Origin of the sequence: Paracoccus sp. MC1854, assembly GCF_014164635.1 — a bacterium.
Taxonomy (GTDB): domain Bacteria; phylum Pseudomonadota; class Alphaproteobacteria; order Rhodobacterales; family Rhodobacteraceae; genus Paracoccus.
Genome location: NZ_JACJFU010000006.1, coordinates 153,146 through 165,798, shown reverse-complemented (window position 1 = coordinate 165,798; position 12,653 = coordinate 153,146). Strand labels below are relative to the sequence as shown.

Annotated in this window: 12 protein-coding genes; 5 read left to right on the top strand and 7 right to left on the bottom strand. The window is 68.8% G+C overall.

Features of this window, described 5'->3' with window-relative positions; all coding sequences use genetic code 11:
• Positions 1-31 precede the first annotated feature (31 nt).
• The 3 genes from H5395_RS07460 (at position 32) to H5395_RS07450 (ending at position 1,974) form a co-directional block, all read left to right on the top strand.
• Entirely contained in the window at positions 32-211 is a 180-nt protein-coding gene (locus H5395_RS07460) for a DUF3553 domain-containing protein (protein ID WP_182791936.1), read from the top strand.
• 129 nt (positions 212-340) lie between these two features.
• Positions 341-1,123 carry a GNAT family N-acetyltransferase gene (locus tag H5395_RS07455; protein WP_182791935.1) on the top strand — a complete coding sequence of 261 codons (783 nt, stop codon included), beginning with the start codon at positions 341-343 and terminating at the stop codon, positions 1,121-1,123.
• Positions 1,120-1,974 (top strand): 1-acyl-sn-glycerol-3-phosphate acyltransferase, encoded by an 855-nt coding sequence (locus H5395_RS07450; RefSeq protein WP_182791934.1) that lies wholly within the window; start codon positions 1,120-1,122, stop codon positions 1,972-1,974. Before H5395_RS07455 ends, H5395_RS07450 begins: the two co-directional genes overlap by 4 nt.
• A gap of 75 nt (positions 1,975-2,049) precedes the next feature.
• Here the strand turns inward: H5395_RS07450 and H5395_RS07445 are convergent, their stop codons facing one another.
• Positions 2,050-3,828 (bottom strand): SLC13 family permease, encoded by a 1,779-nt coding sequence (locus H5395_RS07445; protein WP_182791933.1) that lies wholly within the window; start codon positions 3,826-3,828, stop codon positions 2,050-2,052.
• A 94-nt stretch (positions 3,829-3,922) separates the two neighbouring features.
• Entirely contained in the window at positions 3,923-4,735 is an 813-nt protein-coding gene (locus H5395_RS07440) for a TIGR00282 family metallophosphoesterase (RefSeq protein ID WP_182791932.1), read from the bottom strand.
• Between the two features lie 120 nt (positions 4,736-4,855).
• Between H5395_RS07440 and rarD the strand changes: the two genes are divergently transcribed.
• Complete coding sequence (gene rarD / locus H5395_RS07435) at positions 4,856-5,731, top strand: EamA family transporter RarD (RefSeq protein ID WP_182791990.1); 876 nt, start codon at positions 4,856-4,858, stop codon at positions 5,729-5,731.
• Between the two features lie 3 nt (positions 5,732-5,734).
• On the opposite strand, the gene H5395_RS07430 is transcribed toward rarD, so the two are convergent.
• From H5395_RS07430 to glmU, 3 genes are read right to left on the bottom strand one after another with little or no spacing between them, the layout of a single operon-like run.
• Positions 5,735-6,340, bottom strand: coding sequence for a phosphatase PAP2 family protein (locus H5395_RS07430; RefSeq protein WP_182791931.1), 606 nt, complete (start codon positions 6,338-6,340; stop codon positions 5,735-5,737).
• Positions 6,341-6,397: 57 nt separating this feature from the next.
• Complete coding sequence (gene glmS, locus H5395_RS07425) at positions 6,398-8,215, bottom strand: glutamine--fructose-6-phosphate transaminase (isomerizing) (RefSeq protein ID WP_182791930.1); 1,818 nt, start codon at positions 8,213-8,215, stop codon at positions 6,398-6,400.
• Complete coding sequence (gene glmU, locus H5395_RS07420) at positions 8,215-9,558, bottom strand: bifunctional UDP-N-acetylglucosamine diphosphorylase/glucosamine-1-phosphate N-acetyltransferase GlmU (protein ID WP_182791929.1); 1,344 nt, start codon at positions 9,556-9,558, stop codon at positions 8,215-8,217. The genes glmS and glmU overlap by 1 nt, the downstream gene beginning before the upstream one ends.
• 101 nt (positions 9,559-9,659) lie before the next feature.
• On the opposite strand from glmU, the gene H5395_RS07415 reads away from it, so the two are divergent.
• Positions 9,660-10,346: an HAD-IA family hydrolase gene (locus tag H5395_RS07415; RefSeq protein WP_182791928.1), complete on the top strand. Its 687-nt coding sequence runs from the start codon at positions 9,660-9,662 to the stop codon at positions 10,344-10,346.
• Between the two features lie 80 nt (positions 10,347-10,426).
• On the opposite strand, the gene nagZ is transcribed toward H5395_RS07415, so the two are convergent.
• Together nagZ and H5395_RS07405 are read right to left on the bottom strand one after the other, a co-directional pair.
• Positions 10,427-11,449: a beta-N-acetylhexosaminidase gene (nagZ, locus tag H5395_RS07410; protein WP_182791927.1), complete on the bottom strand. Its 1,023-nt coding sequence runs from the start codon at positions 11,447-11,449 to the stop codon at positions 10,427-10,429.
• Positions 11,446-12,582 carry an SPOR domain-containing protein gene (locus H5395_RS07405; protein ID WP_182791926.1) on the bottom strand — a complete coding sequence of 379 codons (1,137 nt, stop codon included), beginning with the start codon at positions 12,580-12,582 and terminating at the stop codon, positions 11,446-11,448. Before H5395_RS07405 ends, nagZ begins: the two co-directional genes overlap by 4 nt.
• Positions 12,583-12,653 lie beyond the last annotated feature (71 nt).

The window sequence follows — 12,653 nt, the reverse complement described above, 5'->3', positions numbered from 1 at the left end:
CTTGAGGCCCAAACCTCGCGAAAGGGCGCGGATGACTGTCGAGATCCTCGAACCCGGCATGCTGGTCAGGAACCGTGCCGCACCGGAATGGGGCGTGGGACAGGTGCAGTCGCGGATCGGCGGCAAGGTGACGATAAACTTCCCTGAAATGGGCAAGCTCGTGCTGGATGGGCGCCAAATCGAACTGGAATTGGTCAATCACGTCTCCTGACAATGTATTCAAGATTGCGCTCATGAAGTCGTTACAACTGCTCATTGAGTCAAGCGGATTTCCGCCGCTCGTGTGCCCTGTATTGTTCAGGCAACATTCCTGTCCTTTCACTGTGTCGGAAAAGCCACGATGAAGACTGATCCTGGCTGGCTGGCCGTGCGCCTTGGTGGGGACGACAGTGATCTGCGGGCGGCCCAGCGGTTGCGGTATCGCGTCTTCGTGCAAGAGCTTGGCGGCGACGGGCCGATGGTCGATCACGAGGCGGGGCTGGAACGGGACGAGTTCGATGTCATGGTCGATCACCTGATGCTGGTTGACACCCGGCGCGATCCTGCGGCGGGCGATCACGTCATCGGCGCCTACCGCCTGCTTCGCAGCGACGTGGCCGAGCGGTTCGGCCGCTATTATTCCGAAAGCGAATATGACCTGTCGCCGCTGAAGGCGTCCGGCCGGCGGCTGGTGGAACTCGGCCGGTCCTGCGTGGACCCGGCGTTCCGCGGCGGCTCGGGAATGTTCCTGCTGTGGAATGCGCTGGCGGATTATGTCCTGGACAACCGGATCGACATCCTGTTCGGCGTCGCGAGCTTTCACGGCACCGATGTCGCGCCGCTGGCGCAGGCGCTGTCATGGCTGCATCACAGGCACCTTGCCCCCCCCGAATTGCGCCCCGTGGCACGCCCGCCGCATTTCCAGCGCATGGACCTGGTGGCGCCGGAAAGCCTGAACCGCCAGGCGGCGATTGCAGCCATGCCCGCCCTGATCAAGGCCTATCTGCGACTGGGCGGAGTCGTCGGCGAGGGCGCATGGCTCGACCACGATTTCAACACGACGGACGTGTTCCTGTTGATGGATACCGCCGCAATGTCCGACCGGCACCGGCGCTATTACCAGGACCGCTGGCAGGGCGCATGACCAGCCCGCGCGATGCCGAGGACAGGCCCACGCGCCGCGCCGGCACATGGCGCGGCAAGCCGCCGCTTGCGGCCCCGCGCCCCTCACCGCTGGGCTGGGTGCTTGTTCTTCTGCGGGGCAGCGCGGTGCTGTCGGTCCTGCTGGCCGGCGTGCTGCTGATCCTGCCGCTGCGGGCGGCGGAATGCCTTGCCGCCGGTCGCCGTCGGCCTGTGACGGGCCCCTGGGTGCAGGGTGTCTGCCGGCTGTGCCTGTGGTGCTTGGGGTTCAGGTGGCGCAGGCTCGGGCAGCCGATGAAGGGTCCGGGCGCAATAGTCGCGAACCACTCAAGCTGGCTCGACATCTTCGCGCTGAACGCGGCGGCCCCGGTGTTCTTCGTCAGCAAGGCCGAGGTCGCGGGCTGGCCCGGCATCAACATCCTGACCCGCGTGACGGATACGCATTTCGTCACCCGCGACCCCCGCCTTGCCCGCGCGCAGGCGGCCGAGTTCACGGAACGCACCGCGCTGGGGCACCGGCTGCTGTTCTTTCCCGAAGGCACCAGCACCGACGGCCGGCGGGTTCTTCCGTTCAAGCCGACGCTGTTCCAAGCCTTTTTCGATCCCGCCCTGCCGAATGGGCTGGCGATCCAGCCGGTGAGCGTGCGCTACGAGTCTCCGCCCGGGCGCGATCCGCGCTTTTACGGATGGTGGGGCGACATGGACCTGGCCCCGCATCTTCTGGCCGTGCTGGCAGAGCCGAGGCAGGGGCGCATCACCGTGACCCTTCACCCGCCCATCCCGGTCGCGGGCCACGACCGCAAGACCCTGGCTGCCGCGGCGGAACACGCCGTCCACACCGGCTTCGGCGCCTGAGTAGCGAACCCTGCCCGTGGCGCGTCCTTCCATTCCCCAGGAAAGAAAACACCATCAAACCGGGGGACCGGACGGCTAGAGCGGCCAGATCAGCGGGATCGTCAGGCAGGCCACGATCCCCGTCACGATGTCCAGCGGGATGCCCAGCCGCATGAAGTCGGTGAACTTGTAGCCGCCCGGCCCGTAGACCATCATGTGCGTCTGATAGCCGATGGGCGTCGCGAAGGCGACCGAGGCCGAGAACATGACCGCCACCACGAAGGCGCGGGGGTCGTGGCCAAGCTGCAGGGCAAGCTCGATGGCGATGGGGGTCAGGATCACGGCCACGGCGTTGTTCGACAGGATCTCGGTCATGACGAGGCCGAGGAAATAGACCGCGATCAGCGTCCAGAAGGGGCTGAGACCCGACAGCATCGGCGCCACCGCATCCACGATCAGGTTGACCGCACCGGTCGCGTCCAGCGCCTCGCCGATCACCAGCATGGCGAAGATCAGGGCCAGCAGCCGCGCCTCGACGAAGCCGAAGGCCTCGTCGGCATCGACGCAGCGGGTGATCAGGATGATGGCCGAGGCGAGGAACGCCAGCCCCATGATCGGCGCCACGTCCAGCGCGGCCAGCAGCACCACGCCCAGAAGGGCGGCGGTGGCGATGGGCGCATGGCGGCGGCGGAAGGGCTTGGTGGTCGGATGCGACACGTCCACGAGATCCATGTCGGCGGCAAGCCGGGCGATGTCCTCGGGCGCGCCTTCCAGCAGCAGCGTGTCGCCGACCCGGATCTCCAGATCGTCAAGCTGCCGGCCGATGTTCTGGTTCCGCCGGTGCGCGGCGATGGGATAGATGCCATAGCGGCGGCGCAGCCGCAGATCGCCCAGCCGCCGCCCGATCATCCGCGCGCCGGGCGAGATCAGCACCTCGACCGTTTCGGTCTGCACCGAGGACAGCTTGTCCAGCGCGCGCAGGTCCTTGTCCTGCTGCATTTCCAGCAGGTCGGCCATTCCCGAGCGCAGCACCACCCTGTCGCCCGCCTCAAGCACGACCTCGCCCATCTGGCGACGGAGCGAGGCGTCCCCCCGCAGCACGTCGATGACCCGCACATCCTCGCGCTTGAAGGTCTTCACCTCGGCGATGTTCATGCCGACGAGATTGCTGTCCTGGGGGATGGCGATCTCGGTGAAATACTTCATCTGCGTCCTGTCGGTCAGGAAGGACGACATCGAGCCGCGCTCGGGCAGCAGGCGCCAGCCCACCAGCGCGATGAAGGCCGCACCCGCCGCCGTGACGGCAAGACCGACGGGGGCGATGTCGAAGATGCCGAAGGGCTCCATTCCGCGCGCGCGGACGACGCCGTCCACCAGCAGGTTCGTCGAGGTCCCGATCAGCGTGATCATGCCGCCCATCACGGTGAAGTAGCTCAACGGCATCAGCAGCTTGGACGCGGAAATGCCGGCCTTGCGGGCGACCTGGATGACGATGGGAATCATCACCGCCACGACCGGCGTGTTGTTCATGATCGCCGAGGCCACGCAGACAAAGGCGAACATCCCCGCGATGGTCATCAGCGGGTGGGTGTCGGCGCGGGCCGATACCAGCCGGCTCAACCGGTCCAGTGCGCCGGTCCGCAGCAGCCCGCCCATGATGATGAACATGAAGGCGATGGTCCAGGGCGCGCTGTTCGACAGGACGCCGACCGAGTCCTCGTAGGGCGCCAGGCCCAACACCAGCATCAGCGCGGCCACCCCCACGGCGATCACCTCGGGCGGGTGGCGTTCGCGCACGAACAGCACGAACATCCCGGCGATGATGACAAGGGTGGTGATGGCGGCGGTGCTGCCGGTCAGTTCGATTCCGAACATGCGGGGAACCTCGTTTCTGGGTATGCCGGTCGGCTGCCGGGGCGAGGGGTGCCCGATTTGCGCAGCAAGCGCAAGGAAAGCCCGGCTCGCGCCGTCAGGCGGGGGCCTGCATCAGCCGCCCGCCGTCGCGCACCGGCTCGACCGCCGTGGCAAGCCCGCTGCGGTCGTCGGTGACGACAAGGACGCCCGACAGTGTGGCCTCTCCCTCGGCGGGGGTGAAGCGGTCGCGCCCCATGCCGGTCAGGAAGCGGCGCATCGGCTCGGCCTTGTCCATGCCGATGACGCTGTCATAGTCGCCGCACATGCCGGCGTCGGACTGATAGGCGGTGCCGCGCGGCAGAACCTGGGTGTCGGCGGTCGGCACATGGGTGTGGGTGCCGACCACGAGGCTGGCGCGGCCGTCGCAGTAATGCCCCATCGCCATCTTCTCGCTGGTGGCCTCGGCATGGAAATCCACCACCGCCGCCTGCACCAGCCCGCCCGGGGGATGCGCCCGCAGCACTCGGTCCACGGCGCTGAAGGGATCGTCGAAGGGACGCTTCATGAACACCTGCCCAAGCGCCTGCAGGACCAGCACCTTGCGCCCGCGGGCATCCTCGAAGACCCGGTGGCCGCGGCCAGGCGCCTCGCGCGCATAGTTCAGGGGCCGCAGGACGCGCGGCTCATCCTCGACAAAGGACAGCATGTCCTTCTGGTCGAAGGCATGGTCGCCCAGCGTGATGCAATCGGCGCCCGCGTCCAGGATCAGCCGCGCGTGCGGCGCGGTCAGGCCCATGCCGCCGCTGGCATTCTCGCCGTTGACGATGGTGAAGTCGGCCTTCAGCCGCGCCTTCAGCCCGGCAAGCCGCTCGGTGATCGCCCGCCGCCCGGCCCGGCCCATCACGTCGCCCAGAAAAAGGATTCGCATGGGGCAGGGTTACGCTGCAGGCGGGAACGCATCAAGCGCCGCTTTCCGCTTCGCAGGAAATCCATGCGGCCTGCATGCAGCCAGTGGAAGCTGCCGCGCGGCGGGGCTATCGACATCGGCATGAGCCCCCATGATTCCCCCCGCGGTCTGGCCTTCGGCATCGGCGCCTACCTGATCTGGGGCGTGATCCCCCTGTATCTGCACGGCCTTGCCCATGTGTCGCCGGCCGAGGTGATCGCGCACCGGGTCCTGTGGTCGCTGCCCATCGCGCTGGTCGTGCTGGGGCACCATGGGCAGTTCGGGACTGTCATCGCCACCCTGCGCCAGCCGCGCCTGGTCGCAATGGCAGCCGTGACGGCGGCGCTGATCTCGCTCAACTGGCTGGTCTATGTCTGGGCGATCGCGAACGGCCAGACGATTGAGGCGGCGCTGGGCTATTACATCAACCCCCTGTTCAACGTGCTGCTGGGTTGGACGCTGCTGGGTGAGCGGCTGACGCGGCCGCAACTGGCCGCGATCTCGCTGGCCGCGCTGGCCGTGGCGCTGCTGACGATCGCGGCGGGCGGCCTGCCCGTGGTCGCGCTGTCGCTGACGCTGAGCTGGGGCACCTACGCTTATTGCAAGCGCCGCCTGCCCCTGCCCCCGAACGAGGGCTTCACGGTCGAGGTGCTGCTGCTGTTTCCCTTTGCCGCAGCTTACGTGCTGTGGCTGGCCTTCACCGGGCAGAATCACTTCGGCACCAACGCCCATGACACGCTGCTGCTGGCCGGGACCGGGCTGATCACCGCCGTGCCGCTGATGCTTTACGCCAACGGCGCCAAGCTGCTGCGACTGTCCACGATGGGCGTGCTGCAGTATGTGGCGCCGACAATGGTGTTCCTGACCGCGGTGCTGGTCTTCCGCGAACCCTTCGAGGGCGTGCGGCTGATCGCCTTTCCGCTGATCTGGGTCGCGCTGGTGCTTTACACCGCAACGCTGATCCCGCGCCGCGCCTGAGGATCACCCGCGACGGTCGCGCAGGCCCGCCCGCAGCCGGGGCCTGATCCGCGCGGCGTCGAACAGCGCGCTGACCGCCGCCTCGGCGACAAGGCCCACGACGGCGCCCGCCACCACATCCGCAAGATGGTGCTTGGCGCGGGGCACCTGCACCAATCCGACGATGCCCGCCGCCGCCAGCATCGGCCCGCCCGCATCCGGGGCAACCCGGCCGATGGCGCGGGCCGCAGCCACTGCATCCGCCGTATGCCCCGAGGGGAAGGAATTGTAATCCGGCTCATCGGGGCCGTTCACGCCGGTCTCGTAATGGCCTTCCTCCAGCAGCTTGTAGGGGCGGGTCCGCACCACGGCGGACTTGATTCGCGACTTGATCTGCGTCGCCACCCACAGCGAGGCCAACGCCCGCAGACCGCCCTCGGCCAGCCGCGAGCGTCCGCTGACAAGCCCCGCAACCGTCGCCACGGCCGCGAGGGTGAAGGCGGGGGGCTGGTCGGCGATCTCGCTGAGGAAACCCGCCGCCTCGACGGCGGCGTGGTCGCGGAACTGCCCTGCCTCGACGGACAGGGCAACGTCTGCTTCATGCAGGGTGTCGATGATGCTGTCGCTCATGGCGGACGAACACCCGACAAGGCCGAGTGGTTGCCGCCGGCCGAGGAAATCGCGCGCTCACTCCACCGTCACGGACTTCGCGAGGTTGCGCGGCTGGTCCACGTCCGTGCCCTTGGCGACCGCCGTGTGATAGGCGAGGAACTGCATCGGCACCGCGTAGACGATGGGCGCAAAGACCCCTGCGCCTGCAGGCATGGTCAGCGTGGCCCGGGCGCCCTCGCCCCCCGCCTCGATCCCCTCGGCGTCCGACACCAGCAGCACTTGGCCATGCCGCGCCATGACCTCCTGCATGTTCGAGACGGTTTTCTCGAACAGGGGGTCGCTGGGCGCGATCACGACAACCGGCACGTTGCGGTCGATCAGCGCGATCGGCCCGTGCTTGAGTTCACCCGAGGCGTAACCTTCCGCGTGGATGTAGCTGATTTCCTTCAGCTTCAGCGCACCTTCCAGCGCGATCGGGAACAGCGCCCCACGGCCCAGAAACAGCACGTCCTGCGCCTCGGAAAGCCAATCGGCCAAGCGGCGGCAGTCGTCACTGGCACCCACCGCCTGTGCGACCAAGGCGGGAACGGAGAGCAGGTCGTCCAGATGCGCCGACAGGTCCTGCGGCGACAGCACCCCCCGGTCGGATGCCGCCTTGAGCGCCAGCACCGCAAGCACCGCCAACTGGCAGGTGAAGGCCTTGGTCGAGGCCACGCCCACCTCGACCCCGGCAAGGATCGGCAGCGCGATGTCGGCGTCCCGCGCGATGGCCGAGGTGCCGACGTTCACCACCCCCAGCGTCTTCGCAACCTTGCCCTTGCAGTAGTGCAACGCCGCCAGAGTGTCCGCCGTCTCGCCCGACTGGCTGACGAAGACCGCCCAGCTTTGCGGCGACAGCGGCGGCTCGCGATAGCGGAACTCGGAGGCGACATCCACGTCGCAGGGCAGGCCCGCGATCCGCTCGAACCAGTATTTCGCCACATAGGCCGCGTAATAGGCCGTGCCGCAGCCAACCAGCGTCAGCCGGTCCACCTGTGCGAAATCAAGGCTGTCGGGCAGCACGATCCGCCCGTCCTTGACGTAATGGCCCAGCGCATCGCCCAGCACCACCGGCTGCTGGGCGATCTCCTTCGCCATGAAATGGCGGTAGCCGCCCTTGTCTATGGCGGTGGCCCCCACGTCGATGCGGGCGGTGTCGCGGCTGGTCTGCCGGTTCTCGCGGTCGAAGATCGCCGCACCTGCGCGGGTGATGACGACATGATCGCCGTCTTCCAGATAGGTGATCCGGTCGGTGAAGGGCGCCAGCGCAATGGCGTCCGAGCCGAGGAACATTTCCCCATCCCCATGCCCCAGCGCCAGCGGGCTGCCCTTGCGGGCGCCGATCATCAGGTCGGCCTCGCCCTCGAACAGGAAGGCCAGCGCGAAGGCGCCCTGCAGGCGGGCCAGCGTGGCGCGGACGGCCTCGACTGGCGTCATCCCCTGCGCCATGTGGTGGCCTGTCAGCAGCGCGACCGTCTCGGTGTCGGTGTCGGTCTGCGCGGCGATGCCATGGGCGGCGAGGTCGGCGCGCAGCTCGCGGAAGTTCTCGATGATGCCGTTATGGACGACGGCGATGGGACCGTGCTTGTGCGGGTGGGCGTTTCCTTCCGTCGCGGCGCCATGGGTGGCCCAGCGGGTATGGCCGATGCCGGCATGGCCTTCCAGCGGGTCCAGCACCAGCAGGTCCGACAGGTTCACCAGCTTGCCCACGGCGCGGCGATGGTCCAGCCGCCCCTCGCCGTCCACGGTCGCCACGCCCGCGCTGTCATAGCCGCGGTATTCCAAGCGCCGCAGCGCCTCGACCAGTTGCGGCGCCACCTGGTTCCTGCCGAGTATCCCGATGATCCCGCACATTATGCTTTCCCCTTCGCTGCCCGAAGCGCCTGCATGATCCTTGCGGCAAGTCCCGGCTTCGTCACCTGCCGGGTGCGTCCCAAGGCCAAGGCGTCGTCCGGCACGTCGGCCGTGATGACCGATCCCGAGCCGGTCATTGCCCGCGCGCCCACCCGCACCGGCGCGACCAGCATTGTGTCCGAGCCGATGAAGGCATCCGCCCCGATCACCGTGCGGTGCTTGCCGACGCCGTCGTAATTGCAGGTCACGGTGCCCGCCCCGATGTTGGTGCGCTCGCCGATCTCGGCATCGCCCAGATAGGTCAGGTGGCCGACCTTGACGCCCTCGGCCAGAACCGAGTTCTTCACTTCGACGAAGTTGCCGACATGGACATCGCCCCCCAGTTCCGCGCCGGGGCGCAGGCGGGCGAAGGGACCGACGGTGGCACCCGCCGAGACATGGCAGCCCTCAAGGTGGCAGAAGGGCAGGATCTCGGCACCGCTTTCGACGGTGACGCCGGGGCCGAAGACGACGTTCTGGCCGATGACCGCGTCGCGGCCGATGACGGTATCAGGCGCGAACCAGACCGTCGCCGGGTCGGCCATGGTGACGCCGTTCTCAAGGGCCTCGGCGCGGAGGCGGGACTGAAAGGCGGCCTCGGCTGCGGCGAGTTCGGCGCGAGTGTTGATACCCAGCGTTTCGGCCTCGTCACAGGTCACGACCGCAGCATCGCGTCCCTCGGCGCGGGCGAGGCCCACAACGTCAGTCAGGTAATATTCGCCCGCCGCGTTGTCGTTCCCCAGCCGCCCGACAAGATCGCGCAGCAGGTCCGCCTCCACCGCCATCACGCCCGAGTTGCACAGCCGGATCGCCCGCGTCGCCTCGTCGGCCTCCTTGAACTCCACGATGCGATCGAGGCTGTCACCTTTTGTGACCAGTCGGCCATAGCGGCCCGGATCAGCGGCCTCAAAGCCAAGAACGACCACATCCGCCGGGTGGCTGACCAGAGCGGCCAGTGTTTCCTCGCCAATGAAGGGGGTGTCGCCGTAAAGGACGACCACCTTGCCGTCGAAGCCCTCCAGCAGCGGCAGGGCCTGCGCCACGGCATGGCCGGTGCCGAGCTGTTCGGGCTGGATCGCGATCCGCGCCTCGGGGTTCAGCCTGCCCACAGCTTTCGTCACCGCCTCGGCCCCATGGCCCGCCACGACGATCACCCGCTCGGGGTCGAGGCTGCGGCCGGCGGCCAGCGCGTGCCCGACCAGCGGCACGCCCCCCAGCCGGTGCAGGACCTTGGGCAGATCCGACAGCATCCTGCTGCCCTGCCCCGCCGCAAGCACGATCAGCGCAACCGCACGTTCCGTCATCCGCCCCTCGCTTCATTGATCTTTGCGGGCCTTCTAGCTAGGCGCAGCGGGAACGGGAAGGGCCGCAGCGGTCACAGAACTTGTCGAAAGGTTACGGAAACATGGCGCAGGGCGGACGCGGCACGGTGGTCTTCGATCTGGACGGGACGCTGGCCGACACGTCGGCCGACCTGATTGCGGCGGCCAATGCCTGTTTCGAAAGCCGCGGGCTGGGCCGCCTGCTGGACCCCGCGGCGGATGCGGGGATCGCCTTTCACGGCGGCCGCGCCATGCTGCGCGCGGGCTATGCGCGGATGCCGGCCGACAGGCTGCTGCCGCCCGAGGCGGAGGAAGTCGATTTTCCCCGGCTTCTCGAATTCTATGACGGTTGCCTTGCCGATTCGACCCGCCTTTACGACGGCGCCGAACAGGCCATGACGGCGCTTGCGGCCCAAGGCTACAGGCTGGCGATCTGCACCAACAAGCCATCGGCCTTGGCCGAGAAGCTCCTGTCCGTCCTGAAGGTGCGCGAATATTTCACCGGCATGATCGGCGCCGACAGCCTGCCGGTCCGCAAGCCCGACCCCCGCCCCTATGTGGCCGCGGTCGAGCAAGCCGGCGGCGATGTCCGGCACTCGTTCCTGCTGGGCGACACCGAGACGGACGTGAAGACCGCGCGCGCCGCGGGCGTGCCGGTGGCCCTTGTCGGCTTCGGGCCGGAAGGCGCGGCTATCTCGCGGCTGGCGCCGGATCATGTTCTCGATGGATTCGAGGCGCTGCCAGCCTTGGCGCGATCCTGGCTGGGGTAAGGGGGGCGCTGCCACCTGCGGGGGGCATCTTCGCAGCGGCCTTTCCGATCGAACACAGGCCGCCAGACCGTTTTCCGGTTTCAGGCGGCAAGCACCGCGGCAAGTTCGGCCCGCAGCTCTGCGGCCGCAGTCCGGTCGGGTGCACCCCGGCGCGCAAGCGCGGCCTCGGCGCGGGCCATGGCCTGATGGGTCATGGACCCGGCGGCTTCGGCGACCTGCGCGAGCCCGGCGCGGCTGAGGTTGCAGGCCAGCACGAGGTCGCAGCCCGCGGCGATGGCGGCAGAGGCGCGTTCCGCCGGGGTGCCGGTTAGGGCGTTCATGCCGATGTCATCGCTCATCAGCAGGCCCTGAAAGCCGATCCGCTCGCGGATCAGCCGGATCGCGGCGGGCGAGGCGGTGGCGGGCCGGTCGTCCAGTTCCGTCAGCCGGATATGCGCGGTCATGCCCATGGGCAGGTCGTTCAGCGCCCGGAACGGGGCAAAGTCGGTGGCGTCGAGTTCATCCAGCGGCACGTCCAGCACCGGCAGGTCATGGTGGCTGTCCACCCGCGTCCGGCCATGGCCCGGCAGGTGCTTGACGATCGGCAGCACGCCCGCGGCAAGCAACCCGTCCGCCGCGGCCCGGCCCAGCAGGGACACGGCTTCCGGGTCCGTGCCGAAGCAGCGGTTCTTCAGAAACGAATGGGTGGCGGCATCCGCGATGTCGAGGCAGGGGGCAGCGTCCGCGTCGATGCCGACGGCGCGCAGTTCCTGCCCCATCAGCCGGTGGCGCAGTTCGACCGCCCGGCGGCCGTCGGCGGCGCTTTCCATCGCGGGCGGCCATTCGGTCCAGTGCGGCGGACGCAGGCGCTGGACGCGGCCGCCCTCCTGATCGACCATCACCACCGCCTCGCGTCCGACGGCCTCGCGCAGGTCGCCGGTCAGGCGGCGCAACTGGCCGGGGTGATCGACGTTGCGGGCAAAGAGGATGAAGCCCCAGGGATCAGCGTCCCGCAGAAAGGCGCGCTCATCTGCGCCAAGCGTCAGCCCCTCGACCCCCAGAATGGTGGCGCCATGCGCCTTTGCCCCGCCTGTCCGGGACGAGGCGGTTCCAGCAAAGCTCACTGCGCCGCCGCGGGAATGCAGTCGGTGCCGGCGGCGATCAGCGCGGCGCAGAACCTGCGGGCCTCGTCGCGGGTTTCGAAGCCCGCGATGCGCAGCCGGTAGAAGGTGCGGCCGCCGGCCTTGTGCTGCTGCACCACCGGGGCTTTCCCGGCAAAGAGGTCGCCATAGCGGCCGGACACGCGGCCCCATTCGCTTTGTGCGATGGCGTCGCTGTCAAAGGCACCGATCTGGACCAGCGGTGAACCGGAGGCGACCCGCGGCGCCTCGACCGGTGCGGCCTCTGCCAGGAGAGGCGCCTCGACCATAGCGGCGGGCGGCGAGGCCGCTGCCGGCGCCGCGAGCGCGGCAACGACACGGGGACGCGGCGCGGGACGGGTCGGCGTCGTCACCGAGGGCAGTGCCCCGGCCTCGGCCAGCGCGGCGGTGATGGCGGTGTCCGTGGTGGGTTCGCCATTCACATCCGTGACGGCGGCGGCGACCGAAACCGCATCCGCTTCGGAGGGGGCGACGGCCGGCACCCCGGCGGCAGCGGCGGCAGCTGCTTCCTCCTCGGCCTCGATCCGGGCAAGGCGCGCGGCCTCGGTATCGGACATGGCCACGAGCGGGACGGTGTTTTCCTCGACCACCTCGTCGGTGACCGGGGCCTCGCGCGCCGTGACGCCCAGTTCGCCCATGGCGACGTCCTGGCCGCTCAGCGCGGTCGGCGCGGGCGCGATCGCCACGCGTTCAAGCGGCACCCTTTCGGTCCCGGCGGCCACGTCGTTGACGGCAAAGCCCGAGCGGTCGGACAGCATCCCGCCCGGCTCGTCGGGGGCGATCCGGCCCTCGCCCTCGACCGCGCGGATGACGGGAACGCCAGACACGTCGCGCACAACAAGCTGATAGCCCCAGATCATCAGGCTGATCATCAGGACGACCGACACGAGCGCGCCAAGGTAATGCGTCAGCCGCGCGACCCGGCCCAGCACGCTGTCGCGGTCGCTGAGCGGCACACCGTCCGCGATCACGGCGCGGTGCGCATCGTCCCAATCCTCGTCCCATTCATGCGACCGAAAGGACGCGTCGGGCTGGCCGCGCCCATGAGGTCCGCGTGCGTCGTCATACCCGCCGGAGCGGAAATCCACCACCGTCATCGTATCCTGTCCTGCCTGTTCCGGGTAAACCCCGGTTTTCATTGCCGCTCAACGTTCCGGCCGGATGCGTC